A 25,993-nucleotide genomic window follows, 5' to 3' on the forward strand; every position below is an offset into this window, starting at 1 on the left:
AACAACTAGAACCACTTTAAGATTTCAGATCGCATCTGCACAACTTGCTGACGTAAAATGCCTGGAGTTTTCCCGGACAAAAACGGCGCTACCGGAAATCCCCGGCAGCGCCATTTCAAAACGATCAGCGAATTTCGACGCTAAGGCCATTCGGCGTGTAAAGCGGATGCAGTTCCACGCCATCATTTGCCGTCACCTTGGCAAACCGACCGTCCAATTTGTCGGCTGTGATGACGCGGTAGATGCTTCCCTTGGCTGGCTTTTTAGCAAATGACAGCGCAAGATCGCCGCCGCCGATTACCACCTTGCCACCAACTATCAGCGCAGGCGTTTCCACCTTCGTCAAGTCAAGGCTCAGCGTGCCGCCGCTCTGCGTAAAGTCCGCCGGGGCTTGCAGCGAAACGCCATCAGGTCCACGCAGCGTGCCACCTTCGACATAGATCGTGCCGGTACCGAAGGCAGTCGCAGATGCTGCGATCAACTCGCCATCTTTCAGAACAGTGCCGCCGCTATAGCTGTTGTTGCCAGCTATGGTCAGCGATCCTGAACCAGCCTTTTCGAGAAGGCCGGGACCGGCCACATCGTTCGTCCAGCGATCCGCGGCGTTGAAGCCGCCAGCGTCGGAATTCATGGTCACGCGCACATCGCCGTCGAACGAGCCAAAGCCCCCAGCTGCCGCCACGAGATCAAGCTGGCCCCAGCCCTGGCTATCATCGATCAGCGGATAACCGCCAACGATGGTGGTGGATGCGAGCACGGCCCGGCGCTGCTCTGCGGAGAGATAGGGAAGACGCGTCTCCAGCAGCACCTCTGCGCCCTCAGGCACGACCACCTCCTGCTCCTGCTGCATGTCCGAGCGGCTGAAGCCGTAGGTCATGCGCTGCCTGTACACGGCCTTGTTGGCAGCAGCATCGGCAAATCGGTCATTCGCATCACTATGGGCAACGCCATAAAGCGTTTCACCGTTCTTCAGCTTGGTCTTAAAATAGGCGTGCACTTCATCGAACGCCTTTTTCTTCAACTCGGCAGAAGCCGGATCGTTGAGATAGGCCGCAGCAATGGCCGTTGCCATGATGCGTCCACCCATCACGTCCAGCGGCGAATGCATACCGGCAACCACGCGATCTTCACCGAGATCGGAAGCGCGGGTCAGAAGTTCGGCGTAACGCTCCGGCACCGCATAGGCATAGGCGATTGCCGCAAGATAGGCCGCATTGGTATGGCCGCTCGGGAAGCCGCCATCCTTCTGGCGGCCACGCGTTTCGCGAACGACGCGAAGGGCTGGAACAACCTCGACATTGGTGTCATAGGCTTCGAATTCCTTGTCGCCAATCTTTTCCGTGCCGGTCTGTTTCACCTCACCCGTATCGGTCATCCGCCATGGGCGCGGCGATGTGTAATAGGCCTTAGCGGGCGATGTGGAAGCGAAAGGCCCGCGCAGATCGTTTAGAAATGCAACGAAGGTCTTGAGCTCGGATTTATCCGTACCGGCCTCGGTTCCCTTATCGTCTTCCTTGGTCGTCAGGACGTCATTCACCTTGAAATCGGCCAGGGTGTGATTGATCGTCGTCGTTGCGCCAGAGCCTTGCTTATACCAATCAGCAAGCGGGCCAAGCCCATCGATCACGCTGTAATTTTGCGAGCGGCGGTCATCCAGATAGGCGCTCAGCGCCATGGATGCCGGGCGGTCCTTGCCGGAAACGGCCAGAACATAAGCCATGTTCTCGGACCAGATTTTCGGATCGACGATTTTGACCTTGCTGAAATCGGTCGGGCCATCACCATTGGCGCCGCCATTCGCCCAGGCCTCATCGCCAACCGTCCAGATCTTGTCGAAGCCCGAAAGCAGCCCGATCACCGGATTGACCTTGGGATCGTACTTGTTGATTTCCTTGCCCGACGCATCCTTGCCCGTCTGGTTCTTGTAGTTGTCCAGCAGCGAAAGCGGCGCGGAACCCTGAGGTTCGGCAACAATGGCAGCGTGCCCCACGCCCTTGGGCGGCGGCGGCAGATCAGTGGAGAAAACAGCTGATGAAAAGAACAGGGTGGTGGTGGAAGCCAGCAGCGCAACCCGCAGCAACCGCGCACCAGAACAAGGGATAAAGGTCATCTTTGAACTCCATGGGACGAAATAATCCGTCACGGCTTAGGAAGGCCGCATGACATGCAGATGACAAAGACGCTATCCAGCCTCCTTCAAAACCGTTTGAAACGTCTTGCGCACAGCTTTGGACAGGCGCTTCACTTCGCCTTCCACAGTGGAAATATCGGGCAATTCCACAGCCCGGCATACGAGGTCGATCAGCCCCGCAGGGGCCTGCTTCGGCTCGAAATCACTGTCGATACAAAGCCGGATGATCTGCGACAACTCGGTGAACAGCCGCATGGCCTCGATGCAGTCATCCTGCGCCTGCGGCTCCATGGCAGCGGGCGCAACGCGTTTGAGAACATCCGAAGTGCTTTCGCCAGCCTTATGCGCCGGTAGCTCCTTCACCGGAGCGATAAGCGTCAGATATTGCGCGATGAATTCGAGGTCTACCAGCCCGCCGGGGATCAGCTTGAAATCCCAGCCATTGACCGGCGGCTTTTCCTCGCCGATCAGCTTGCGCATCTCCTGCACATCGGCTGCGATTTTCGCCACATCGCGTTTCTGCGATAGCACGGATTCGATGATGCGCTGTGCGTCCTCCATCAAGGTCGCATCGCCGCAGATCAATCTGGCTCTGGAAAGCGCCAGATGTTCCCAGGTCCATGCCTCTTCGCGCTGATACTTCTCGAAGGTGGAAATCCGCGTCGCCACCGGCCCCTTATTGCCCGAGGGCCGAAGCCGCATATCCACTTCATAAAGCACGCCCTCCGCCGTCGGCGCGGAAAGCGCCGAGATCAGCCGCTGGGTTACGCGGGTGAAATAACGCACCGCATCGAGCGGTTTTGCCCCGTCGGATTCGGCAGCCGCATCGTCGTAATCATAGAGCAGTATGAGATCGACATCCGAACCCGCCGTCAGCTCGAAGGAACCGAGCTTGCCCATGCCCATCACCGCAACGCGCCCGCTGGGGTACCGGCCATGCGCCGCCTCCATCTCCACCAGCACGGCGTTGAGAGAGGCTTCGATGACGAGGTCCGAAAGATGGGTGAAGGCACGGCCCGCAACGTCCCCGGTAATCGCGCCCGTCAGCAGGCGCACACCGATGAGGAAGCGCTGTTCGGCGGCGAATATGCGCAACCGGTCGAGAATATCCTCGTAGTGTCGCGCAGCGGACAGGAAGCTTTTCATGCGCAGCGAGAGATAATCCCGCGTCGGAATTTCCGTCATCAGCGCCGGGTCCAGCATGCCGTCGAAGACATGCGGACGCGCCGCGATGATCTCCGCCAGCCGCGGCGCAGATGACATGATGGTCACCAGCAGGGAAAGCAGCGCCGGGTTGTTGCCCAGCAGCGAGAAAAGCTGGATACCCGCAGGCAGGCCGGAAAGGAAATTATCGAAGCGCAGCAACGCTTCATCCGCCCGTTTGCTCGCCCCGAAAGCCTTCAGCAAGTCGGGTGTCAATTCCGTCAGCCGCTCGCGCGCCTCTACGGACTGCGTGGCGCGGTAGCGGCCATTATGCCATGTGCGGATAACCCGCGACATGTCTTCCGGGCGCTCGAAGCCCAGCCGCGCCAGTGTCTTCAGCGTGTCCGGGTCATCCTTCTGGCCGGTGAAAACAAGATTGCCGCTCTCGCCGGAAAGCTTGGTTTCCTGCTCGAACAGTGCGGAATATTTCCGCTCCACCAGCCGCAGAACCTCCTCCAGCTTTTCGGAAAAACTCTTCGTGTCGGCAAAGCCCAGCATGAAGGCGATGCGCTTCAGCTCGGCTTCGGTTTCGGGCAGAATATGCGTCTGCTCGTCCCGCACCATCTGGATGCGGTGTTCCACCTCGCGCAGAAACCAGTAGGCGTCCGTCAGCCGATCGCGCGTATCGGCATCAATCCACTTTGCCTCCGTTAGCGCCGCCAGCGCTTCCTGCGTGGAGCGCACGCGCAGCGGCGCCATGCGCCCGCCCGCAATCAATTGCTGCGTCTGCGCGAAGAATTCGATCTCGCGAATACCGCCACGCCCGAGTTTGACATTATGCCCCTTCACCGCAATCGCGCCATGGCCCTTGTGAGCGTGGATTTGCCGCTTGATGGAGTGGATGTCCGCAATGGCCGCATAGTCCAGATATTTGCGAAAAACGAAAGGCGTCAGTTCCCGCAGGAAGCCCTCGCCCGCCTTGATGTCGCCCGCCACAGGCCGCGCCTTGATATAGGCGGCCCGCTCCCAGTTCTGCCCCCTGCCCTCATAATAAGTGAGCGCCGCCTCCACCGGAATGGCAAGCGGCGTGGACCCTGGATCGGGCCGCAGCCGCAGGTCGGTTCGGAACACGTAACCATCGGCGGTGCGCTCCTGCATGATCCTTATCAGCCTGCGCATCATCCGCCCGAAGGTTTCCAGCGCATCCAGCGGATCCGGCACGATGCCCGCGGATGGCTCGAAGAACACCACCGCGTCGATGTCGGATGAGTAATTGAGTTCCCGAGCGCCCAGCTTGCCCATGCCCAGCACCACAAGCCCGGAGCCCTCGCTTGGCGCATCCACATTCTTCAGCTTCAGCTTGCCGCTATTGTGGTTGGCAAGCAGCAGGTGGTCGATAGCCGCCGCCAGTGCCGCATCCGCCATATCGCTCAGCCAGCGCGTCGTGTCGCGCGCGGTAAACACTCGTCCAAGATCGGCCAGTGCGGCAATAAAGGAAAGCCTGCGCTTGGCAACACGCAGGCTGGTCATCACCTCCGCCTCAGTGGGAATGCCGCCTTCGCCGTTGGGCCGCCAGCAATCGCGCGCCTCCGTCACCAGCTTCGCCAGCGCCGTCTCGACAGGCTCGGAAATGGCAAGCGTCAAAAGCCCTTCATCGGCAACCGCCGCATCGCGCAGGTAAGGAGATAGAGTAAAGGCATTGGCAACGAAATCCTTGAGCGGATCGTCACTTGCCAGCAAATCCGCAACAGCCGTTTCGCGTTTGGCGATATCCTTGAGGGAGGAAAGAACCGATTTCAGTTCCGTCTGCGTAAAGGTTCGGATTGCATCCAACCGCACCTCATCCAGCCGCATTTCGGCAGGCACTGCATCTGTCAATGTCTCTCTCCCTGACTGCGAGCCAATTGGAATGGCTTCTTACCCCTCCCTCATTCCTGTCCTTGTAGCAGGAATGAGGGAGAGAAAAATAACCCTAGAGCGTTTCCATTTAACAAGGAAACGCTCTAAGGTTTAGAAACAGGAAAGACCATCGAAACAGTAAGGCCCGGCGCTTGCCCGTTGTCAGCATCGGTATCGGAAAGCCGCAGCTCTCCGCCATGAAGCTCCATCACCGCCTCCACCAGTGAAAGCCCAAGACCCGTGCCGGGCTTGGAGCGGCTTTCATCCAGACGCACGAAACGTTTGATGACTTCGGCGCGCTTCTCCGGCGGCACGCCCGGCCCGTTATCGGCAACGGAAAGCACAATACCCTCGTCACTCTGGATAAGCCGCACGGCAAGCCGCTTCTCGCCCTCCTGACCACCCGCATATTTGATGGCGTTGTCGATGAGATTGGTCAGCGCCTGCCCGATAAGTTCGCGATTTCCCTGAACAACTAGCCCCGGCACGATATCCGCCGTCAGCGTCAGGCCTTCTTCCTCGGCCACCGGCTCGTAAAGCTCGGCGCTATCTTCGGCGATGGCGGAGATGTCGACATCCGTCATCTCGGCGGCAATGGAGCCAGCCTCGACGCGGGAGATCATCAGAAGCGCATTGAAGGTGCGGATCAGCTGGTCGGATTCGGCAATGATGCCTTCCAGCGCTGCGCGGCGTTTATCCTCGTCACGATCTTCCAGCGCACCGGCAGCCTTGTTGCGCAGCCGCGTCAGCGGGGTCTTCAGGTCGTGGGCAATATTGTCGGAAACCTGCCGCAGCCCCTCATTCAGCTTTTCGATCCGGCCAAGCATGGCGTTCAGCGAACCCGACAGACGGTCGAATTCGTCGCCCGAACGCCCCTGAGGCAGTCTCTGCGAAAGATCACCCCCCATGATTTTCTTGGTCGCCACCGACATGCGGTCGATGCGTTTCAGCGCGTTGCGGCCAATCGCGAACCAGATGATCAGCGCCCCGCCGCCCATGATGGCAAGCGCCACCATCAGCGCATTACGCACCAGCAGACGAAACTTCGTCGGCTCGCCCAGATCGCGCCCGACAAGAATGCGCAGGCCATTATCGAGAATGAAAATATTGGCCGTCGCCATATGCTTTATGCTGTCGCCGCTTTCGGAATAGCGCTCATAGGTGAAGGGAAAATCCGTCCAGCCTTCCTTGTCGAACACGCCCGGCTGCACCGAAGCCACGTTGCCCGCCAGAATTTCACCGTTGGGCCCGGCAATCACATAAAGGCTCGCGCCCGGCTGGCGGGCCCGGCGCTCCATCATTCTCAAAAGCGGGTTGATGCCGCCGCGATTGTAAATGCGCTGAACGTCGCCCACCTCCTGCAACACGGCATCGCGCGTCTGCTGGTTCAGCAGCCGCTCGGAAAGTGCCGTCACATAGAAAACGAGGAAGGCCGCGCAGAGCGCGAACAGCAGAATATAAAGCGCTGAAAGACGGACGGCGGTGGAGCTGAAGACAAGGCGCAGGCGTGGAGCCATCGGCTACCCTTCGTCCTTCATCATATAGCCCGCACCGCGAATGGTCTTCAGCAGCGGCTTGTCGAAGTCTTTCTCGATCTTGGACCGCAGCCGCGATACGTGTACGTCGATGACATTGGTCTGCGGGTCGAAGTGGTAGTCCCAGACATTTTCCAGCAACATGGTGCGCGTCACAACCTGCCCGGCATTCTTCATCAGATATTCCAGCAGCCGAAACTCGCGCGGCTGCAGCAATATTTCCTTGCCGTTGCGGCGCACGTCATGCGACAGGCGGTCGAGTTCAAGATCGCCGACGCGGTAGATCATGTCCTGCTCGGGCTTGCCCTTGCGGCGGCCCAGCACCTCGATGCGGGCCAGAAGCTCGCTGAAAGCATAGGGTTTGGGAAGATAATCGTCGCCACCGGCGCGCAGACCCGTCACGCGGTCGTCCACCTGGCCGAGAGCGGAAAGGATAAGCACCGGCGTTTCGATACCGCGTCTGCGCAGTTCGGAAATCACGGAAAGGCCGTCCCGCCGCGGCAGCATACGGTCGATCACCATCACGTCGTAGGAATTCTCGCCGCCCATGAAAAGCCCGCTCTCGCCATCGCTGGCGTGATCCGCCACGATACCGGCTTCGCGGAATGCCTTCGTCATATAGGCGGCGGCTTCCAGATCATCTTCAATCACAAGAATCTTCATGTGTGGAACAATAGCGTCCACGCCATCCACCGCACAACCGGAAAGAGGTTCGCCCTGAACGTTATGCAGATTACTTTCCATGAGATGGGCTCCCGTTAATCGTGAAGCAATAAAGGTTTTTACCAGAAGCCCGCTCTACCCACCGTCACCCCGCACTTTATGCGGGGTCCAGCTGCCACGCGTCCGCGTGGCAAAAACTCTCTGCGATCAGGACTGATCACACTGGATCCCGGCTCGGGGCCGGGATGACGGAGAGGAAAGCATGCCTCTCGAACTCATCATGCAAGTAAGGGACTGCCAGGTTGACCCGGCAATCCCAACGTCAAAACATCAACCTGCGTTGATATCCAGAGCAATGAACCGGCTGCCATCGTCCGTCTGGATCTGGAACAGAGCCTTGGAACGACCGTCCTTCTTGGCCTGTTCGAGAACCTTTTCCACTTCGGCAGCGGAAGCGACCTGCTGGTTGTTGACCGAGGTGATCTTTTCGCCGGTCTTCAAGCCGCGGGCAGCGGCATCGGAGTCCGGATCGACATCGGTAATCGCAAGGCCATTGCCGTCATCGGCAGGAGCAACGGTCAGGCCAAGGCTCGACAGAACCTTCTCTCTGGAAGTCTGGCCGCCACCCTTGCTGTCGTCCTGCGTGGCACTTGCCTTCGACGCATCGTCGCTCGCCAGATCACCGAGCGTTACGGTGACGGACTGCGACTTGCCACTGCGCCATAGCGAAAGCTCGACCTTGCTGTTAGGCGCCATGGCACCGATACGGCGGGACAGATCGCGGGCATCCTTGATCGGATCGCCATTTACGGCGGTGATGATGTCGCCCTGCTTGATACCAGCCTTGTCGCCCGGCGAACCGGCCTGCGGTGCAACGACGAGTGCGCCCTTGGCCTCGGAAAGACCGAGCGATTCAGCGATATCCTTGCTGACAGGCTGGATCTGCACGCCGAGCCAACCACGCTCGACCTTGCCGTCCTTCATCAGGTCCTGCACCACATCCTTGGCAACGGAAGCTGGAATTGCGAAGGCGATACCGACGTTACCGCCGGAAGGCGAGAAGATCGCGGTGTTGATACCGACCACTTCGCCATTCAAGTTGAAGGCCGGGCCACCGGAGTTACCACGGTTCACAGGCGCATCGATCTGGATGTAGTCGTCATAAGGACCGGAACCGATGTCACGGCCACGGGCCGAAACGATACCGGACGTCACCGTACCGCCAAGACCGAAGGGGTTACCGACTGCAACGACCCAGTCACCAACGCGGATTTTGCTGTCATCGGCAAACTGAACATAGGTGAACTTGCGGTTCACATCGACCTTCAGCACGGCAAGGTCGGTACGGCTGTCACGACCGATCAGCTTGGCATCGTATTCCGTGCCGTCATTCATAACGACCGTATAGGCGGAACCGTCATCCACGACGTGGTTGTTGGTCACGACATAACCGTCCTCGGAGATGAAGAAGCCGGAGCCCTGCGCAACGGGGCGAAGCGGACCCTTGCCATCACGGTGGCGGTTCGGTCCACGGTCGGCACGCTTGTCATCGCCGGAGCCGGGGCCACCAAATTCCTTGAAAAAGCGCTTCAGCGGGTGGTCATCAGGCAGCTGGTCAAGACCACGACCGCCGAAATTGAAGGAGAAATTACTGTTATCGTCGGAAGCGGGCTGGACGTTGGACTGGACGCGGATCGAAACAACGGCAGGAGAAACGGCATCCACCACGCTGGCGAAGCTCGGCACCTGCGGAGCGGTCACTTCAACGGGGGCTGCAAAGGAATGGACAATCGGACCTGCGACGCCTGTGGTCAGCATGAGAGCCGCGAGACCACCAACAGCGGAAGACTTGAGAATGGTCTTCAACGAGGGACGTCCGTTTTGCGAGTTAGACATGGCACTACCTTCTTTCTTCATTCAGACTGGAGCCCCGGAGGATCGGGGGAAGCGGTGGATGAGGAAAGATATAGGAGCCCTCACCTTACAGCGAAGTGTCTAGCGAATGAAAAATCCGTAATATTGTCGAGTTGATTCAGAAAACGAAACTAAGTGCTTATTTTTCAAGAAGCTCGCGAATCCGCGCTTCTTCATCCGCCGTCAATTTCTGCCCTTCGGCCATCACCGCGCGACGGCGGGAAAAGACGAAGACGCAGATCGCGCCTACCGTAATCAGGCCGATTGGGGCACCCCAGAGCAGCACCGTCCTTGCGCTCAGGCGCGGTTTCAGCAGCACGAATTCGCCGTAGCGCGACACGACGTAATTGATCACCGCTTCATCGCTATCGCCCTGTGTCAGCCGGTCCCGCACCAGCACGCGAAGGTCACGCGCAAGCTCTGCATTGCTGTCGTCGATGGACTGGTTCTGACACACCATGCAGCGCAGTTGCGATGTCAGACCCCGCGCCCGTGCTTCCAGCGCCGGATCGGACAAAACCTCATCAGGGTTGAAGGCGAAGGATGGGAGCGTGCTCATGATTGTGACGAGGAGAGCCCAAAAAGCTCCCTTCATTCCTGTGCTTGTCACAGGAATCCAGCCACGGCGCGTCCGCGCCGTGAATGACTGTGACATCCTCGGACTTGATCCAGGGAACAAGAATGAAGGCAGCGACCCAATGGTCATTCCGCAGCCCCCAACACCGGAGCCTTTACAGCCTTCGCCTTTCGGTTCGGTGCGCCAACGCGCAGGCGGCGATCGGACAGGGAAACGAAACCACCAAGCATCATGAACAGCGTACCGCCCCAGATGCAGATGATGAAGGGTTTCCACCAGATGCGCACCACGATGCCGCCATCGTCCATCGGGTCGCCCAGCGAAACATAGAGCTGCGAAAGCCCGAAGGTCATGATGCCCGCCTCGGTCGTCGGCATGCGCCGCGCCGTGTAGAGGCGTTTGGATGACCAGACATCGGCAACCTCGGCGCCGCCCTTGCGCGCGGTAAAATGTCCGCGATCTTCGGTGTAATTCGGGCCGACATGGTGACGGATGCCGTCGAAGGTGAGGCTATAACCACCCGCATCCACCGTCATGCCCTGCTTCATCTCGATCACGGTTTCCGTTTCGAACGTCGTGACGATGACGATGCCGAGGACCGTGACACCGAGGCCGATATGCGCCAGCGCCGTCCCAAAGGCAGAGCGCGGCAGTCCTTTCAAGCGACGGAACGCGATGCCAAACGCGAGTTTGCCGAAATTGGCGCGATACCATAGATCGGCCAGCGCACCGAAGATCAGCCAGAAGCCCGCTGCAATACCGAGAGCTGCCAGCACCGGCCCGCCATTTTCGATGTACCACAGCGCAAGCCCCGCCAGCGCGGCAAGTGCAGCCGCAACGTACAGCCGTTGAAACGCACCCAACAAATCGCCGCGCTTCCACGCCAGCATCGGCCCAAAGGGTGTCACGATCAGGATCGGCACCATCAGCAGACCGAAGGTCAGGTTGAAGAACGGTGCACCAACGGAGATTTTCTCGCCGGTCAGCGTTTCCAGAATGAGCGGATAGAGCGTGCCGATCAAAACGGTTGCGGTGGAAACGGTCAGGATCAGGTTGTTGAGGACCAGTGCGCCTTCACGCGAAATCGGCGCAAACAGCCCGCCCGCCTTCAGCGCTGGAGCGCGCCAGGCGAACAGCGAGAACGCGCCGCCGATGAAGATCATAAGAATGCAGAGAATGAATATGCCGCGGCTCGGGTCGGTCGCAAACGCATGCACCGATGTCAGCACGCCCGAACGCACGAGGAAGGTGCCGAGCAGCGACAGCGAAAACGTCATGATCGCCAGAAGCACGGTCCAGATTTTCAGCGCCTCGCGCTTCTCCATCACCAGCGCGGAATGCAGCAGCGCCGTGCCCGCAAGCCACGGCATGAAGGAGGCATTTTCCACCGGATCCCAGAACCACCAGCCGCCCCAGCCGAGCTCGTAATAGGCCCAGTAGGAGCCCATCGAAATACCCGCCGTCAGAAACGTCCAGGCGGCCAGCGTCCATGGCCGAACCCAGCGCGCCCAGGCGGCATCGATCCGGCCCTCCATCAAGGCTGCGACAGCAAAGGAGAAGCAGACGGAAAAGCCCACATAGCCGAGATAAAGCAGCGGCGGGTGGATCGCGAGGCCGAAATCCTGAAGGATCGGGTTCAGATCCTGCCCTTCCGCCGGAACGGGATCGAGGCGGATGAAGGGGTTTGAGGTGAGCAAAATGAACAGCAGAAACGCCGTACTGATCCACGCCTGCACCGCAAGCACATTGGCTTTCAGCGTGTCCGGCAGGTTGCGCCCGTAGACCGCCACGAGCGCGCTGAAAAACACCAGAATCAGCAGCCAAAGCAGCATCGAACCTTCGTGATTTCCCCACACGCCGGTCAGCTTGTAGATCATCGGCATCAGCGAATGCGAATTCTCGAAAACGTTGCGGACGGAGAAATCGGAGATCGCATAGGCATGCGTCAGTGCCGCAAAGCTCAGACCCACCAGAAGAAACATGATCAGCGAGCCGATGGAAGCGACATCCATCATCGCCTGGTCATGGCGGCGCGCGCCGATCACGGGCAGAACAGAGACCACTAACGAGACTGCAAGCGCAAGAATGAGAGCGTAGTGACCGATTTCCGTAATCATTGCGTTGCCCCGGTCTTGTTGCCATCCTGCCCCTGCTGCCAGAGGCCCTTGTCTTTCAGCCTGTCTGCCACTTCCTTCGGCATGTAGTTTTCGTCATGCTTGGCCAGCACGCTGTCTGCCACGAACGCATGTGTCGCAGCGTCGAAAACGCCTTCCGTCACAACACCTTGGCCTTCACGAAACAGGTCGGGCAATATGCCGGTATAGCTCACCGGCACCGTGCCGGAGCCGTCGGTCACGGCAAAGCTCACCGTCCGCCCCTCGCCACGCTTGACCGAGCCTTCGGCCACCAGCCCGCCAAGGCGGATGCGTGTTCCCGGCGCAACGGCTGTTTTTTCAAGATCGGCGGGCATGTAGAAGTAGGCGATGGATTGGCCGAAGGCGAACATCACCAGCAATACGGCAACCATGATGAAACTCACACCGCCGCCAATGATTGCCAGTCGTTTCTGTTTGCGGGTCATTGCGTCACTCCCTCAGCAGCCACGCCCAGTTGCTGCGCCAGCGCCAGAAGCTGCTTGCCCTGCTGTCCCTCAGGCGGAAACGCTTTCAGGCCATTGCGCAGCGCTTCCTTCGCCTTATCTCCATCGTTCAGCATCGCGTAGGATCGTACCAACCGCATCCAACCCTCGAAATTATCAGGGTTTTCCTTGAGCTTGCTGTCCAGGCTTTCGACCATTCCGGCAATCATCGCCTGCCGGTCGGCAGGCGTCATATCGTTGGCCGCCGCAATATCGTCAGCCGTTGGCCCACCCGGCGCTTCGGCTTTCGATGCAGCAGCAACCGCATCTCCACCCGTTGCCTGCAAATGCGCCTGAACGAGCGGAATCCACGGCGCACCCGCAGGAGATGCTTTCAGGATCGAAGCGAAGGCCTCGCGCGCCTCCGGCATCTTGCCCGCCTGCTCCAGCGAAAGCGCCAGATAGAATTGCGCCCGTGGATTGCCGGGGCGCAGCTTCTCGGCATCCTCGAAGGCCGAGCGCGCGTCTTCGATGACGATGCCCTGATTGGCCGCAACCAGCGTCTCGCCCAGTCCTGTCAACCGCTCAGGGTTCTCGCCGAGAATGCGGATTGCATTGCGATAGGCCATCTCGGCATCGCCCACTCTCTGTGTCTTGAAGTAGATTGGTGCCAGAACATCCCAGCCTGCCCCGTCTTCCGGGTTCTGCGCCAGATGCCGCTCTGTCCTTGCGATCAGCAGGTTCATGTCGTTGCCGGGGTTTTCCAGACGCGCTTCCAGCGGCATGTCCGGGCGGTTCGGACTGCCCATATATAAGTAAAGACAGAGCCCCGTCAGCGGCAGAAGTACGGTCACGAAGGTTGCGATGGCATTGTGCCTGCGCGGCGTCAGAGCTGGCGTATCGTCCACCTTGCCGGATGCCGCAGCCAGCAGCCGCCGACCGATTTCGGCGCGCGCATATTCCGCCTCGGTCTCACCGATCAGCCCGGAGGCACGCTCGCGCTGAAGCTCGGCAAGCTGGTCGCGATAAACCGCAACCTCCCCTTCTCGATCAGCAATAGCGGTCTGCCCGCTGCGCATCAGCGGGTAAGTGAGGACAATGGCGACGACCGCCGTCAATATGGCAACGAGAATCCAGAACATTCCGATTCAATTACTCGAATGCGCGCTGCTTTGGAACAAGCCGCAACGGGATGACACGAATTTGAGGCCTTTGGCCGCAGCACGTTCTGCACACTCGCCCACGCGCCCTCCTTGACACAAGTCAAATGACGGCGAGAGATGGCGTCAGGTCAGCGGCGTCCAGGTGCCGTCGGCATTGCGGCATGCCGCGCCGCGCACCTTCGCTTCGCGTCCGCCCTGCGTCACTGTGTGGGAATATTGGCGGCAATTCTGGTTGCCGACCTGATAGGGCGCATTTGCAACGACCTCGCCCTTGGCGTCGCCGCTCCATGTCACAGGCTGACCGCCCGGCGCGGTTTCGAGCGCCCGATACTCGGCTTCCAGCGCCTTGTTGAAGTCGCTGCGGTCCAGCTGAATGCCGCTGCGCGAAACGATACCGCCCTGCAGGCTGGCGATGTAAGGTGTGGATGAAGACGCGCCACGTCCCAGAATTCCACCACCGGAAATGCGGTTGTTGGAAGTGGTGCAGGAGCTCAGCACGGACACGAGGACCAGCGAAAGAACGGCAGGCCGCGTCAGAAAAGAGCCCATTCCCGCCACTCCGGCATTGCCCATCACCTCACCCACGACCGTACTCCTTCTCGACATTTCATTGCAGCGTCTGACCGAAATCTTTGCCAGCGGTTCGCGGGTTTCATATGCTTTCGAGAAACCATCCCGACAGCACAAATCCCGCTTCACCGCACCCAGACCCATCATGGTCTTCCGGCTTGAATTTCTTGCTGTTTTTTTCTCGGTTAAGCAAGCTCTTTTGAAAGGCCCGGCAAAAGCAGACCGGCCTTCAACCCACCTATTTCGCTGCGCGAGAGCGCGAAACTTCCGTGGTATTCTGAAACCACTTCGCTGACGATGGAAAGGCCGAGGCCCGTGCCGGGGCGGCTTTCGTCCAGTCTGCGCCCGCGTTTCAGCGCTTCGGTAATCTGTTCCGGCTCCAGTCCCGGCCCGTCATCTTCCACCGAAAGCTCGATCCAGGCCCGCCGTGTTACATCGGGATCGGATGATGGATGTGTCCCATTGGCCACACGCACCACGACCCTGTTCTGCGCAAAACGCGCGGCGTTTTCCAGAAGGTTGCCGACCACTTCCTCCAGATCCTGCTGCTCCATGGCAACGATCATGCCCGGCTGCTCGATGTCGAGTTCGAACACCTTGTCGGGGTTCAGCCGTCGCATCACACGCACGAGACGCTCCATTGCAGGCTCCGCCTCCGCACGCGCCAGAATGGAGCCGCGCTGTGCGGCAATGCGCGCGCGGGAAAGATAGGATTGCACTTGCGCCTGCATCGCATCGGCCTGCGCCCGCACCAGATCGCCATGCTGGCTGTCCAGCGTCCGCGCCTCGTTCAACAGAACCGCAATCGGCGTCTTCAGCGAATGCGCCAGATTGCCCACCTGCATGCGCGCGCGCTCCACAATGCGCTGGTTACTGTCGATCAGGGCGTTGACCTCATTGGCCAACGGCTGGATTTCGCGCGGGAATTCCCCCTCCAGCCGCTCGGCCTCACCGCCGCGAACCTTGCCGAGCGCCGCACGCGCCTGATCGAGCGGGCGCAACGAATAGAGAATGGCCAGACCGTTGACGACAAGACTGCCCACACCGAACACGGCGAGCGCCAGATAAAGACTGTTGGAAAAGTCCTTCACATCGTCTTCGACGACATTAAGATTGCCCGTCACGCGAAAGCGCGCCGCCCTTCCCTCGCCGTCCAGAACCACTTCGGTTTCGGCCACCTGCACGCGGTTCCCCGCCTCGTCCGTCACGGTGTAATAGCGCTCGTAGCGATTGTCGAAGGGTACGTCCAGAATGCTCGGAACCGGCAGCGTCGAAACGCCGAGCGAGGACGAAACTAGCGGCGCCGTCTGGAAATTCCCCAGCGGTTCCACCACCCAGTACCAGCCCGTATCCGGTTGCGAAAACCGCAAGTCGCCGAGCTGAGGGCTGCCCGCCAGCGTGTTTTCGTTGGAAATGGTAATGGAATTGATGACGTTATAGAGCTGCGCGCGCAACAGGTCGGTGAAGCTGCGCTCCACGCCCTGCCGGTACAGCGTCGAAATCACCACCGCAATCACCACCAGCGCCAGCGCAGACCATGCGGAGGCCAGCAGCAGAACGCGTGCGGTGAGTGAATTACTTCGCATCTTGCGGCGCTTGCATCCGGTAGCCGAGACCGCGGATCGTCTCGATCAGATCGACGCCGAGCTTCTTGCGCAGACGCCCGACAAACACCTCGATCGTGTTGGAATCGCGGTCGAAATCCTGATCGTACATATGCTCGACCAGCTCCGTGCGCGAAACCACTTCGCCCATATGGTGCATGAGATAGGAGAGCAGGCGAAACTCGTGCGAGGTCAGCTTCAGTGTCGTGCCATTGACGGTGGCCTTGGAGGATTTGGTGTCGAGACGCACCGGCCCGCACACGATCTCGGAGGAGGCATGTCCCGCTGCACGGCGGATCAGCGCACGCACACGCGCCAGCACTTCTTCCACATGGAAGGGCTTCGTCACATAATCATCTGCACCGGCATCGATACCCGCCACCTTGTCGCTCCAGCGGTCACGCGCGGTCAGAATAATGACCGGCATGGACTTGCCGCTGGCACGCCATTTCTCGACAACGGTAATACCGTCCATCTGCGGCAGGCCAATATCGAGCACGATTGCATCATAGGGCTCGGTGTCGCCCAGATAATGGCCTTCCTCGCCGTCGAAAGCCTGATCGACCACATAACCCGCTTCCTTCAGCGCGTCGGTCAGTTGCCGATTGAGGTTCGTATCGTCCTCGACCACGAGAATGCGCATGTCTGCCCCTTTCATTCCATCCGGCGCTCAAGCCGGTATTCCGAATTGCTTCTATAGCAGATTTATGGAGATTTCGATGGGGATTGAACGAACACCAAAATCGCAGCCCGCCATCACGAGGACGCAACTGCCGTGCTACATAGGAACGCGCATCGTCACCTTGCGCGGCCTCTCGCCATTGCCCTGCACCAGCACCGTCACTACGCAGGATTGGCCATCATTGGAGGGATAGACGGAAAGAAGCTGACCGCCGGTTTCACGCACCACCTTGGATACGGCCCCGCTGCAATCGCTGGCAACCCGAACCACCTGCCCCTCAAAGGCACCGGCCCGCAAATCAGCCTGCGGCGCAGAAAAGCCGGAAAGCCCGGCTACCAGCGTCGCGATGATAAGAGGTGATGCCATTGCAAAAACTTCCACAGAAAGGTCGGATGCACGTCAAAACGAATTCTTGAGGCAATATGTAGCCCAAAGCGTCTGAATGGCAAATGAATGTGGGCTTTTGCTCAGGTTCAAGCTGGGAAAGCCGCACGATGACCGCACGCAGCAAACCCTGAAACACAGATATACAGATGGCTCTGCAACGCTTCCCCACTCTCCGTCATCCCGCACTCGATGCGGGATCCAGCGCGATCAAGTCTTTGATCGCAATAGACTCTTTCTCATCCCAAACCTTTGCCGCAGGCCGTAGAAAAGAAAACAGAGTCGAAGAAGGAGCGCCTTCGCGCTCCTCCTCCATAAACTCTACTTGATCGCACTCGTCGCCGCCAATCGCCCGTAAAGCGCAATCAACCCGCCAACGCCACCGGCAACCGTCGCCAGCCCCTCCGCAAGCTCGTTTTCGTAACCATCCGTCAGGTTCAACCCGGCCACATGCAGCAGCGGCGCCATCACCGCAATCAGTGCGCCCCAGATTGTCTTGGAGTGATACCATGCCTTCATGCTATCCATAAAATATCCTTTCCTTGGCTGATGAAAATCAAAGTTGAAGAATGGCCTGAGCGGCAATGCCCAGCGGCACCGCGCGCCCAAGCTGGCGAATACGAATTTCAAGCTGCGTCTGCGCCTGCTCGAAATCCGCCAGTTCCGATCCGGCCTCATAAAGCCAGGTCGCCTCACTCACCTCGACACTGCGCAAAATTGCAGCGCCAGAGAGAATCTCGATCCGGTATCGCTCGGAAGCCTCGTCCAGCGGAATATCGGCGGCGTCCCATCCATCGGCATCCACTCGCCCACGACGAACCCAGCTGAAGCGCACTCCATCAGCACCCCGTCGCGCGCGCAGATGCACCGGCGCAAGCGGCGTTTGCGCCCTCACCCCGCCCGCAAAGGCAAAGGGCCCGACGCGGGAAACCTGCGCGCCGCCCGCTTCCAAAATCCAGTTCAGTTGCAAGCCACGTTCCTCGTCCCTCAGCCCCATTGGCACCGCGCCCGCATCCAGAACGATAATCTCGGCACCTTCCACCGCCCCCGCCGCCATCGCATCTTCCGTGCCAGCCAGCCCGCGCAGCAACCGTGTCAGTTGCCAGATATTGGCCTCGACCTCAGTCGCCATCGCAAATGCCGCCACCTCGAATTCACCGCTTGCGCTGCGGATGGCGATCCGGTTTGCGCCATTCAAAACGGCCACATCGCTTGCAGAAGACAGTTCGCCATAGGGCAGCCTGATCTTGATTGCGCCGGAAAGATTGAACCGTCCCTCAAAGCCTCCCGGCAGCGTCCCGATCAGCGAACCGATACGCGCAGGCTGCTCCAGCAGCGCCCGTCCCTCATAGCCTTCCGTCCCGGCAGAGGCCGAAAGCGCCATGCGCCGCCAGGGCTTGGCATAGACTGCCACGCGCGCAAACTGCGCCGCCTCTCCCGCCTCGAAGCGCGGCAGGTCCATCAGCACGATGTCGGGGTCGAACCCATCAGATGCACCACCGGCGCTGGTGCGCGGCGTTTCACTCTCGCTCGTCAGGCTCTGCGATGCGCTGGAAAACTCCCGCGCCTCGATCCGCCGCACATCGCCGTCCTCGATGCGGCTGATGAGAAACCGGCCTGCCGGTCCATCCGCCAGTCGCACGCAGTCCCCCGCATCCAGATCGATCTCCTGCGGCGAAATGGAAAAGCTCACGCTTCGCCGCGCCAGCCGGTTGTCGCGCAGCAGCGCTTCCACCGCATTCTGCGCGGTCTCCTGCGCAATCACGGCACCCAGATCGTAACGCAGCACCCGGCTTCCGGCGTTGTCGATGCGGCGGGAGCGCACGCTTGCCTGCTCGTAATCCAGCGCCGGGTTGAACGCCGTCATCACCGCTTCGGCGGCAAAATCGCCGTCATGCCCACGCGTTTCGGACCAAAGCGCGCTGTCCTCGATATCGGCATAGGCCGAAATAACCTTTGTCTTGGAAACTGCCCTGCTACGCGAGACAAATCTCAGGCTTGCCCCGTCTTCCACCACATCCACCTGAAATGCTTCCAGCAAAGGCTCCAGCAGGCTGCGGGCAGAGGTCACGTCTCCCTGCACGTAACCCCCCACATCCCCCGTTACCGCCGACACGTCGAAATCGGCAAAGCCATGCTCCGTCAGCACGCGGCCAATCAGATCGGCCAGCGTCGTCGCACCCAGCCTGCCGTTCAGCCAGTGCCCGGTGCGCCAGTTGGTGCCGTCGCTCCATGTCTCACTGTCCAATGGAAAGGCGGGGTAAGGCCGCGCATCCCAAGTCCAGACGAAGATACGCGATGGCTCCACCATCCCGGCCAAACGGTCTTCGCCCTGCCAATACCCATGATGCGCCTCAAGAAACCGGCGCTGCTGCCCATCGGAGCGCATGCGGCTGGAAAAATGCGGATAGGCGCTTTCGGATGATTTCGGGTCGATGAAAGTATTAGGCCGGTTCGCCCCCTTGTCGATTGCCGGGCAACCAAGCTCGGTGAACCAGATCGGCTTCATGCCCGGCATCCAGCCCGTCGGCTCGGCGCGCTCCGCGCCATTCACGCGGTCATAATGCCGGTTCTGCCACCAGCCCTGCAAATCCTTGTAACGGAAAACCCAATGCTTGCCCCTCAGCCCGTCTGAAATCGTGCTGCGCACCCGGCTCGCCCGCTCGGCCTCGCTGGCATAATACCAGTCATAGCCCTCGCCACCTGCGATACTCCGCGCAAAACCGGCACCGTCATCCGGCCCGAGAAAACCATCCAGCCCCTCCTCGAGCGCATCTTCATCGCGCCAGTCGGACAACGGCATATAATTGTCGATACCCACCGCATCGATGTTGGAACTCGCCCACAACGTATCGAGATTGAAGAACACATCGCCCGATCCATCGGCGGGCTGATAACCGAAATATTCGCTCCAGTCCGCAGCATAGGTCAGCTTGGTCGAAGCACCGACCACAGCCCGAACATCCCCCGCAAGCCGCACCAACTCCTCCACGAATGGAAACGCCCCCGCGCCATCCCGCACCCGCGTCAACCCGCGCAGTTCGGAGCCGATCAGAAAGGTATCCACCCCGCCAGCCGCCTTCGCCAGAGCCGCATAATGCAGCACCATGCGCCGATACCCGTCCGCGCGGTTGCTGAAGGTGGCAACCTGTGTTCTGCCCACAGCCGTTCCATCCACCGTTCCGGGCTGGCCCGCTGCCGGATGGCAGGTAATGTTGCCGCGCCAGCCATAGGCATCCTGACTTGCCTTGCCATAGGGGTCCGGCAGGCCGTTGTCGGCAGGCACATCCATCATCACGAAAGGGTAGAGACACACTTTCAGCCCCCGCGCCTTCAGGTCGGCAATCGCCTGCAGAACCGAATTGTCGCTCGGCGTACCTCCGTAAGCCGCCCCGCCGTCGTTCCGGCTGACCAGCCGTGCCTGCGCACGCCCCATCCCCGCCACCGACCATGTCACGCTTTCCCGGTCGCGATAGGAAACCTCCACACCGGGCAGCACGCGGCACTCACCTGCCCGCATATCGGTCCCGAACCACGTCACCACCAGAGCCACGCTTTCAAGATTCGGGCAAAGCGCCTGCAATTCGTCGATGGAAGCCTTCCAGTCGGTCGCGGCTGCAAGCGTGTTGCGGTTCAGAATGCGGCTTTCGCCTGCACCCGTCCGCTCGGAAACCGCAACCGTCGCATAACCATGCTCCGTCGCACCCGGAATAACAGTTATGGCCCGTATCTGGTTTTCCAGCGTCCCGATTGGCCGCAGCACCTCGAATTGCAGCAGCGGAATGCGGTTGCCGAAACTCTCCAGCGCCAGCCGCTCGAACACCACATAGCACATGCCGCGATAGGCGGTCGCGTTGTCGCTCCCCTGCCTCGCCTCGATCAGCGGGTCGGGCAGTTGCGTTTCGCTGCCGGGATAGAAGCGCATCTCGATGCCGGTCAGGTCCAGTTCCTGCCCATCCGCCCAGACGCGCCGCACCATGGCCACCTCGCCCTCGCAAAGCCCGATGGCCAGATTGGCATAGTAGCTATAGGTCTCAACCGTCGTGCTGCTGCTACTGCTGCTCTTTCCACCCTGCCGCTCCCGCGTCACGCTTTCCTCGAACCGCGTCGCCCAGATCAGCGTGCCGCCGATGCGCGCCGTACCATAGACGCGTGAAATCGCCGCCCCCTCTTCCGCCCCCGGAATCCGCGCCGTCGAAAGCCGCGCACCCGTCACCGTGCGAGAGGAGGAGAAAAGCGCGCTATCGACGGCACTCCCCGCCAACGCCCCCGCCGCCCTGCCAATGATCGCGCCAACCGGCCCGAAAATACTGCCGATAGCAGCACCCGCCGCCTGAAAAACTAGGGTTGCCAAAGCTCACACCTCTGGAAAACGAAAGATACCCGCAATGCGCCGCCGCCAGGATGGCACCAGCGCGGAGCGCAGCACGGCGGCCTGCTCGTAAGCGTGGATGAAGTGGTCGGCACCGGCCAGAATGCCCGCATGTTTCGCCGCGCAATCCGCCTGCCAGCGAAACAGCAGCAGGTCTCCCGGCAAAGCCTCCGCCATGCTTTCGATGGGCTGAAAGTGCCGCTCTGCCGCCAGCATCAGCCGGTCTTCACTGCCGCGTTCGGCCCAGTCGCGCGCATAGGGCGGCGGAAGCTCCGGCTCTTGCCCGTAAATCTCCCGCCACACACCGCGCACAAGGCCAAGGCAATCACAGCCGACCCCTTTCAGCGATGCCTGATGTCGATAGGGCGTGCCGATCCAACCTTCCGTCCGCGCCAGAACCCGTTCCCCGATCACACTCATGAAAACAGCGCTCCGCCATCATGCTGCGTTCGGCTGGTCACATAGGAATAGGCGAAATCCGCCCCCGGCATGTGCGGGAAGCCTCTGAAATTCAGGTGGTTGCCAAACTTCGCCTTGCAGGTGGCAAAGCTCTTGTCGCAGCCCGCCGTCACCGTAAATCCATCACCCGGCTGCGGCGCGGTTTCCATCGGCAGCCAGAATGTCAGCGTCGTCACCGCGTTCTGGCTCGCATGGTCGTCCAGATCGAAGCTCACTCCCGCATTCGCGCCGCTATCAAACCTCAGCTTGCCCTGCTGGAAGAAGCCCTCAGCGAAGCCACCGAGGCCACCAACCGTTATCCGCCCCTGCCCATCAACCCCCAGAACCGTGCCACTGGCCTGAAAGCCCGCAAGCGTTGCCCCGCAACGGGCATCGCCCAGCGCCGCATCGCACCGGCGTCCGTAGATCCGTCCCTGCGGCTGGCTCAGACGGTGGGCGAAGCTGCGCAGTTCCGCCTTGAACGCCCCGCCGGATCGCGTCACCTCACCGATTTCGCGCACTTTCAGCAGCATGTGTTGCGCTTCCGGCGCGCTCCAGTTGACGAGGTAGAGTTCCACCCGCGCGCCGTCATAGCGCCCGCTGGCAAGGTCCGCCTCGCTCACCGCCTCGCTCGAAAAGCCACCCGCCACCTCGCCGCTGCTCGCCGCCAGACCTGTCTCGCTGTCGCTTTCGCTGGCCTGAAATCCGCTTGCGGCAAGGTAGGCCACGCCGCCAAAATGCAGTGGTTCGTCATGTTCGGTAAATCCCAGCACGCTGCCATCGCGCAGCGTCACCTTCCAGCAATGGCATGTGGTCGTCGCCTCGCCGCTCAAATGCGCGGCAAGCTCCGTTGGCACAGTCTTCATGGCAAAATCTCCACAAGCGGAATGGATGGAATGCGCCCTGCCTCGAAAGCACTAAGGCTGACGTCGATCCGGTCGATATCGAAGCGCACCGGCACATCGAATTCGAAACCCGCCCGCACCGCCGCCCCCGCCGCCGGTATGTGCCCCGCCCCGAAGGTCACAACACCGGTGGCATGATCGATCTCGATAGCCTCCGCCGAAACAGCAGCCCCGTTCACCGAAACCACCACCGTTCCAACCACGGGTTTCGCAATCGTCCGCGTCCACCCTCCGCCCGCATCGGCATAGGTCTTCGTCAGTTGAAACCGCGCGGTCTCGCCATCTCCCGTGCCGATCCGCTGATCCGCCGCCGTCGGCAAGGTCAGCGGCGGCCCGGATCGAAAATCCACCGGGTCCCGAAACCGAAACCCGTAAAGCTGCCCGCCCCGCGCCTCGAAAAACTCCAGCACCGCATAAAGGTCACTCACCGAACGCACCCCGGAGCCCGCATCGTAAGCCCGCCGCGAATTGCGCCACCTTTGGTTCCGGTTCTCGCGCCCGTTGGAAAGATTGACCACATCCGTCCGCCGCACAGGCCCGCCACTGGTGCCCAGCGCCAGGCGCAATGGAAACCGCACTTCATGAAATGCTGCCATGATATTGATCCCGGATTCTTTTTTGATTTGACGTCAGCCAGAAATCAGCCCGTCACCAACCGCTTGCTCAGCGCCGCCGCGAGCCGATCTCCCCACCATCATCCTGAGCCTGTCGAAGGGGTGGGGGAGATGTCCGGCAGGACAGAGGGGGGTGAGCCGCGAATGACAGATTCCCCTCGAAACTCATAACCCCCGCTGCCCCCGCCCGACACTACGCGCCAGCATCGCGCTGATCTGCCCCTCACTGCGCCGGAAGCTCGCAGCATCGGTCGCCGTCACATTGAACACGATCTGCGATCCAACGCCCCCACCAGCAGCAACTCCAAGCGAACCATCCGCCCCGCGCTTCAGCGGCAGAATAGCCTCGCGTCCCGCCTCGCCCATCAGTCCCATATCGCCACCCATCGGGAAAAACGTCGGGCTGGAAACCACCCCGCCATCGGCAAAAGGCGTCACCCGCCCCGGCACACCGCCATCAGCAAAGGCAAACAGCGACCCCGCACCCGAGGTCAGACTGCCCACCGCCCCCGAAAGCATGTTTTCCAAAGGCTTCAGCCCGGCAGAAAGCGCAATATTCGAAAGCCGCGTACCCAGCCCCTGCAGCACGCTGTCCAGCCCCTTCCCCCCAACCGTCGCCGCCTGCAAGGCCGAAGTCAGTGCAGCCCCGAACCGCTGCGACCGCTTCTCCAGATCGTCCATCACCGAAACCAAAGCCTCCGCCTCATCCCGGCTCTCCGCAAAGCTCATCTCATCTGCCATGGGCCTGCCTTTCTGATTCAAATCTAGGGAATAAGTGACTGAAGTTTAATTGTTTTGTGACGGATGTGATGCGGAGGATACCGAAGGCCAAAGCTCCTATCACCCATCCGGAAACTGCAACATCAGCGCCTCCATCCCGGCACGAAGGCCTTCCGGCCTCGGCCTTGCTCCGCCGGTCATCGCAAAGAATTCGAGCGGTGTCAGCGCCCAGAAAATGTGTGGGGAAAGCCGCAGCAGGCAGAGACCGGCATGGATCACCTGCTCCCAGGGAAAGGGCCGTGCTTCCTGCCCGCTGCCCCTGCCTGCTGCGGCTTTCAAGGGGAAGCGGCTGTCGCCTCCCCTGGGCCGGTTCCGGCAAAGGTCGCGGTCAGGAGGTCTCCCACGATCCTTGCATAACCGGCAATGCCGCCCTCTATGCTCATTGCGCCGACATCATCGTCGGAAAACACATTGCCCGCGCCGCGAAGTCCCGCACCGATGACGCGGATCATGTCCGCCGCCTTCATCCGCCCGCTGGCGAACCGGCTGGCGAGGCCCGTCAGATCGTCTACGGCGAATGCCGTTTCCAGCTCTGCCAGCGCACCGAGCGTCAGGCACAGGATACGCCGCTCCCCATCCAGCACCGCCTCGACCTCGCCGCGACGGCGGTTGGCACGCCCCAAATTCACGGCCCCCATCACAAGGCTCCGAAGCTGATTGCGCCAGCCGATTCCAGCGCGATCTCGAACTGCACCTCACCGTCGTAGCGACCGGAATATTCCAGCGCCGTAATCTGAAACCGCCCCGAAATCGTGCCAAAATCCGGTATGACGATCTGCCAGCTGGGTATCGATCCGGCGAAAAACGCTGTCCGAACCAGCCCATCACTTTGTAGATCCTTGAAGATACCCGATGCCGTCAGCCCCGCACGCTGAACACTCGTGCCCGAAAGCAACTCCCGCCACCGCCCGGAACTCTCCGCATCGGTCACATCCACGGTCTCGGCATTGAACGCCAGCCGCTTGGTCCTCAACCCCGCAACGGTCACGAAAGTCCCGCCATTATCGATCTTCAGCAGCAGGTCTTTCCCCTTCTGCGCCACCATGATGTTGTCCTTTCAATGGAATGAAAAAATGATGCGGAGGGGTGCGGCGGGCTTATCTCTCCCCTTGTGGGAGAGAAAGCGATTTCAACATCTTAGCGTCAGCTAAGTGTTAGAAATCGCAAGTGAGGGGTGTACCGCGACCTCAAGCGTAACCCCTCACCTGAAAAATCTAAGACTTAGCTAAAGCTAAGATCATGATTTTTCTTCCTCTCCCACAGGGGGAGAGGTAACCCGCCGCGCCCTCATCGCCAGCCGAACGCCCTACTCCGTCACCGCCCGAAACCTGATCTCCGTCACGAATTGCTGTGCCTTCGTCTCCCGTCGGCTGCGCATGGAGCGATAGAACAGGCTCACCAGCACGGCCCCGTCATCCAGAACCAGAGCGGCATCGTCCAGCAGCACCATGATGCGGCTGGCAATGTCCTGCGCCTTTTTCCGCCCGCCCGCATCGCACCACACTTCCAGCGTCAGCAGGTGTTCCTCACCCTTTTCAGACGCGGTGGAATAGTCGCGGCTTTCCAGCTCACCCGTCACCACGCAGGGCAGCACGGTGCGTGGCATCAAGCGGTCGATCAGCCCGGCGGGACCGATCATGCCCTTGAGCAAAGTGTCGGCGGAAAGCTGCGCATGGATGGCCCTCAACAGGGCGTTTCCCGCGCTCATTCGCTGCTCTCCTCGCAACGGCAGACGATGAAGCGACCCGTCTCATCCGGGTCCGTCACCGTCTTGATCGAAAACAGGCGCGCACCCTTTCTGAACCGCATCCCCACCTGAATATCGTTGCGAAAGCCCAGCCAGATGCGGTGGGTTATGGTCACGCCTTCCGCAGATGCGCGCTCATAGATGCTCTGCGAGGCTGGTTCGATGGCGGCCCACAGCGAACGCTGAAACCGCCATTCGCTCAACGCGCCACCCTGCCCGTCAGGCACATCCTCCGGCGCCTCCAGGTCCAGCCGCGCCGTCAGCTGGCCGGGGTCGAGAAAAGTCAGGTTCATG

At 60.6% G+C, this 25,993-nt stretch carries 24 protein-coding genes; all 24 read right to left on the reverse strand.

The features are described 5' to 3' along the window. Window positions 1-124: 124 nt before the first annotated feature. The 24 genes from CFBP5473_RS10595 to CFBP5473_RS10710 all read right to left on the reverse strand — a co-directional run bounded on the left by CFBP5473_RS10595 (window position 125) and on the right by CFBP5473_RS10710 (window position 25,992). Entirely contained in the window at window positions 125-2,110 is a 1,986-nt protein-coding gene (locus tag CFBP5473_RS10595; protein ID WP_027675464.1) for an acid phosphatase, read from the reverse strand. Between the two features lie 72 nt (window positions 2,111-2,182). Beyond that, on the reverse strand, window positions 2,183-5,128 hold the full coding sequence (locus CFBP5473_RS10600; RefSeq protein WP_027675465.1) for a bifunctional [glutamine synthetase] adenylyltransferase/[glutamine synthetase]-adenylyl-L-tyrosine phosphorylase: 2,946 nt from the start codon (window positions 5,126-5,128) through the stop codon (window positions 2,183-2,185). Between the two features lie 149 nt (window positions 5,129-5,277). Continuing rightward, window positions 5,278-6,690, reverse strand: coding sequence for a sensor histidine kinase (locus tag CFBP5473_RS10605; protein WP_027675466.1), 1,413 nt, complete (start codon window positions 6,688-6,690; stop codon window positions 5,278-5,280). A gap of 3 nt (window positions 6,691-6,693) precedes the next feature. Next, window positions 6,694-7,452, reverse strand: a complete 759-nt coding sequence (locus tag CFBP5473_RS10610) for a response regulator transcription factor (protein WP_027675467.1) — start codon at window positions 7,450-7,452, stop codon at window positions 6,694-6,696. Window positions 7,453-7,701: 249 nt separating this feature from the next. Then, a complete protein-coding gene (locus CFBP5473_RS10615) occupies window positions 7,702-9,267 on the reverse strand; it encodes a Do family serine endopeptidase (RefSeq protein WP_027675468.1) in 1,566 nt (521 codons plus the stop codon). Between the two features lie 157 nt (window positions 9,268-9,424). After that, window positions 9,425-9,844, reverse strand: coding sequence for a cytochrome c-type biogenesis protein (locus CFBP5473_RS10620; RefSeq protein WP_234881745.1), 420 nt, complete (start codon window positions 9,842-9,844; stop codon window positions 9,425-9,427). Window positions 9,845-9,987: 143 nt separating this feature from the next. Then, window positions 9,988-11,979: a heme lyase CcmF/NrfE family subunit gene (locus CFBP5473_RS10625; protein WP_027675470.1), complete on the reverse strand. Its 1,992-nt coding sequence runs from the start codon at window positions 11,977-11,979 to the stop codon at window positions 9,988-9,990. After that, window positions 11,976-12,443, reverse strand: coding sequence for a cytochrome c maturation protein CcmE (ccmE, locus tag CFBP5473_RS10630; RefSeq protein WP_027675471.1), 468 nt, complete (start codon window positions 12,441-12,443; stop codon window positions 11,976-11,978). Before ccmE ends, CFBP5473_RS10625 begins: the two co-directional genes overlap by 4 nt. After that, a complete protein-coding gene (gene ccmI, locus CFBP5473_RS10635) occupies window positions 12,440-13,582 on the reverse strand; it encodes a c-type cytochrome biogenesis protein CcmI (RefSeq protein WP_027675472.1) in 1,143 nt (380 codons plus the stop codon). The genes ccmE and ccmI overlap by 4 nt, the downstream gene beginning before the upstream one ends. Window positions 13,583-13,726: 144 nt before the next feature. Beyond that, window positions 13,727-14,152, reverse strand: coding sequence for a membrane protein (locus CFBP5473_RS10640; protein WP_027675473.1), 426 nt, complete (start codon window positions 14,150-14,152; stop codon window positions 13,727-13,729). Between the two features lie 206 nt (window positions 14,153-14,358). Beyond that, on the reverse strand, window positions 14,359-15,759 hold the full coding sequence (locus CFBP5473_RS10645) for an ATP-binding protein (protein ID WP_027675474.1): 1,401 nt from the start codon (window positions 15,757-15,759) through the stop codon (window positions 14,359-14,361). Then, window positions 15,749-16,420 (reverse strand): response regulator transcription factor, encoded by a 672-nt coding sequence (locus tag CFBP5473_RS10650; protein WP_027675475.1) that lies wholly within the window; start codon window positions 16,418-16,420, stop codon window positions 15,749-15,751. The genes CFBP5473_RS10645 and CFBP5473_RS10650 overlap by 11 nt, the downstream gene beginning before the upstream one ends. A 135-nt stretch (window positions 16,421-16,555) precedes the next feature. After that, on the reverse strand, window positions 16,556-16,825 hold the full coding sequence (locus CFBP5473_RS10655; RefSeq protein WP_027675476.1) for a hypothetical protein: 270 nt from the start codon (window positions 16,823-16,825) through the stop codon (window positions 16,556-16,558). A 339-nt stretch (window positions 16,826-17,164) separates the two neighbouring features. Then, window positions 17,165-17,371, reverse strand: a complete 207-nt coding sequence (locus CFBP5473_RS10660; protein WP_027675477.1) for a hypothetical protein — start codon at window positions 17,369-17,371, stop codon at window positions 17,165-17,167. 28 nt (window positions 17,372-17,399) lie between these two features. After that, window positions 17,400-21,197 carry a baseplate multidomain protein megatron gene (locus CFBP5473_RS10665; RefSeq protein ID WP_027675478.1) on the reverse strand — a complete coding sequence of 1,266 codons (3,798 nt, stop codon included), beginning with the start codon at window positions 21,195-21,197 and terminating at the stop codon, window positions 17,400-17,402. A 3-nt stretch (window positions 21,198-21,200) separates the two neighbouring features. Then, on the reverse strand, window positions 21,201-21,635 hold the full coding sequence (locus CFBP5473_RS10670) for a C40 family peptidase (protein WP_027675479.1): 435 nt from the start codon (window positions 21,633-21,635) through the stop codon (window positions 21,201-21,203). Then, entirely contained in the window at window positions 21,632-22,519 is an 888-nt protein-coding gene (locus CFBP5473_RS10675) for a DUF2163 domain-containing protein (RefSeq protein WP_027675480.1), read from the reverse strand. The genes CFBP5473_RS10670 and CFBP5473_RS10675 overlap by 4 nt, the downstream gene beginning before the upstream one ends. Continuing rightward, on the reverse strand, window positions 22,516-23,154 hold the full coding sequence (locus CFBP5473_RS10680; RefSeq protein WP_027675481.1) for a TIGR02217 family protein: 639 nt from the start codon (window positions 23,152-23,154) through the stop codon (window positions 22,516-22,518). Before CFBP5473_RS10680 ends, CFBP5473_RS10675 begins: the two co-directional genes overlap by 4 nt. A gap of 183 nt (window positions 23,155-23,337) precedes the next feature. Continuing rightward, entirely contained in the window at window positions 23,338-23,913 is a 576-nt protein-coding gene (locus tag CFBP5473_RS10685) for a phage tail tape measure protein (protein WP_027675482.1), read from the reverse strand. A gap of 99 nt (window positions 23,914-24,012) precedes the next feature. Next, on the reverse strand, window positions 24,013-24,231 hold the full coding sequence (locus CFBP5473_RS10690) for a rcc01693 family protein (protein ID WP_027675483.1): 219 nt from the start codon (window positions 24,229-24,231) through the stop codon (window positions 24,013-24,015). Further along, window positions 24,228-24,590, reverse strand: coding sequence for a gene transfer agent family protein (locus CFBP5473_RS10695; protein ID WP_037170973.1), 363 nt, complete (start codon window positions 24,588-24,590; stop codon window positions 24,228-24,230). Before CFBP5473_RS10695 ends, CFBP5473_RS10690 begins: the two co-directional genes overlap by 4 nt. Next, window positions 24,590-24,997 (reverse strand): phage major tail protein, TP901-1 family, encoded by a 408-nt coding sequence (locus CFBP5473_RS10700; RefSeq protein WP_027675485.1) that lies wholly within the window; start codon window positions 24,995-24,997, stop codon window positions 24,590-24,592. Before CFBP5473_RS10700 ends, CFBP5473_RS10695 begins: the two co-directional genes overlap by 1 nt. A 261-nt stretch (window positions 24,998-25,258) precedes the next feature. After that, the gene (locus tag CFBP5473_RS10705; RefSeq protein ID WP_027675486.1) at window positions 25,259-25,660 is read right to left on the reverse strand and encodes a DUF3168 domain-containing protein; all 402 of its coding nucleotides are present in this window, start codon (window positions 25,658-25,660) and stop codon (window positions 25,259-25,261) included. After that, entirely contained in the window at window positions 25,657-25,992 is a 336-nt protein-coding gene (locus tag CFBP5473_RS10710) for a phage head closure protein (RefSeq protein WP_027675487.1), read from the reverse strand. Before CFBP5473_RS10710 ends, CFBP5473_RS10705 begins: the two co-directional genes overlap by 4 nt. Window position 25,993: the final 1 nt, after the last annotated feature.

The sequence above is a fragment of the Agrobacterium larrymoorei genome, from assembly GCF_005145045.1.
Lineage (GTDB): Bacteria > Pseudomonadota > Alphaproteobacteria > Rhizobiales > Rhizobiaceae > Agrobacterium > Agrobacterium larrymoorei.

Bases quoted from the DNA above. Each gene is read 5' to 3' on its own strand.
- CFBP5473_RS10705 (WP_027675486.1), bottom strand. From the start codon at position 25,660: ATGAGCGCGGGAAACGCCCTGTTGAGGGCCATCCATGCGCAGCTTTCC.
- ccmI (WP_027675472.1), bottom strand. From the start codon at position 13,582: ATGTTCTGGATTCTCGTTGCCATATTGACGGCGGTCGTCGCCATTGTC.
- CFBP5473_RS10610 (WP_027675467.1), bottom strand. From the start codon at position 7,452: ATGGAAAGTAATCTGCATAACGTTCAGGGCGAACCTCTTTCCGGTTGT.
- CFBP5473_RS10685 (WP_027675482.1), bottom strand. From the start codon at position 23,913: ATGGCAGATGAGATGAGCTTTGCGGAGAGCCGGGATGAGGCGGAGGCT.
- CFBP5473_RS10600 (WP_027675465.1), bottom strand. From the start codon at position 5,128: ATGCGGCTGGATGAGGTGCGGTTGGATGCAATCCGAACCTTTACGCAG.
- CFBP5473_RS10620 (WP_234881745.1), bottom strand. From the start codon at position 9,844: ATGAGCACGCTCCCATCCTTCGCCTTCAACCCTGATGAGGTTTTGTCC.
- CFBP5473_RS10680 (WP_027675481.1), bottom strand. From the start codon at position 23,154: ATGGCAGCATTTCATGAAGTGCGGTTTCCATTGCGCCTGGCGCTGGGC.
- CFBP5473_RS10650 (WP_027675475.1), bottom strand. From the start codon at position 16,420: ATGCGCATTCTCGTGGTCGAGGACGATACGAACCTCAATCGGCAACTG.
- CFBP5473_RS10700 (WP_027675485.1), bottom strand. From the start codon at position 24,997: ATGGTGGCGCAGAAGGGGAAAGACCTGCTGCTGAAGATCGATAATGGC.
- CFBP5473_RS10660 (WP_027675477.1), bottom strand. From the start codon at position 17,371: ATGGATAGCATGAAGGCATGGTATCACTCCAAGACAATCTGGGGCGCA.
- CFBP5473_RS10645 (WP_027675474.1), bottom strand. From the start codon at position 15,759: ATGCGAAGTAATTCACTCACCGCACGCGTTCTGCTGCTGGCCTCCGCA.
- CFBP5473_RS10615 (WP_027675468.1), bottom strand. From the start codon at position 9,267: ATGTCTAACTCGCAAAACGGACGTCCCTCGTTGAAGACCATTCTCAAG.
- CFBP5473_RS10670 (WP_027675479.1), bottom strand. From the start codon at position 21,635: ATGAGTGTGATCGGGGAACGGGTTCTGGCGCGGACGGAAGGTTGGATC.
- CFBP5473_RS10605 (WP_027675466.1), bottom strand. From the start codon at position 6,690: ATGGCTCCACGCCTGCGCCTTGTCTTCAGCTCCACCGCCGTCCGTCTT.
- CFBP5473_RS10655 (WP_027675476.1), bottom strand. From the start codon at position 16,825: ATGGCATCACCTCTTATCATCGCGACGCTGGTAGCCGGGCTTTCCGGC.
- CFBP5473_RS10710 (WP_027675487.1), bottom strand. From the start codon at position 25,992: ATGAACCTGACTTTTCTCGACCCCGGCCAGCTGACGGCGCGGCTGGAC.
- CFBP5473_RS10595 (WP_027675464.1), bottom strand. From the start codon at position 2,110: ATGACCTTTATCCCTTGTTCTGGTGCGCGGTTGCTGCGGGTTGCGCTG.
- CFBP5473_RS10675 (WP_027675480.1), bottom strand. From the start codon at position 22,519: ATGAAGACTGTGCCAACGGAGCTTGCCGCGCATTTGAGCGGCGAGGCG.
- CFBP5473_RS10625 (WP_027675470.1), bottom strand. From the start codon at position 11,979: ATGATTACGGAAATCGGTCACTACGCTCTCATTCTTGCGCTTGCAGTC.
- CFBP5473_RS10695 (WP_037170973.1), bottom strand. From the start codon at position 24,590: ATGGGGGCCGTGAATTTGGGGCGTGCCAACCGCCGTCGCGGCGAGGTC.
- CFBP5473_RS10640 (WP_027675473.1), bottom strand. From the start codon at position 14,152: ATGGGCTCTTTTCTGACGCGGCCTGCCGTTCTTTCGCTGGTCCTCGTG.
- ccmE (WP_027675471.1), bottom strand. From the start codon at position 12,443: ATGACCCGCAAACAGAAACGACTGGCAATCATTGGCGGCGGTGTGAGT.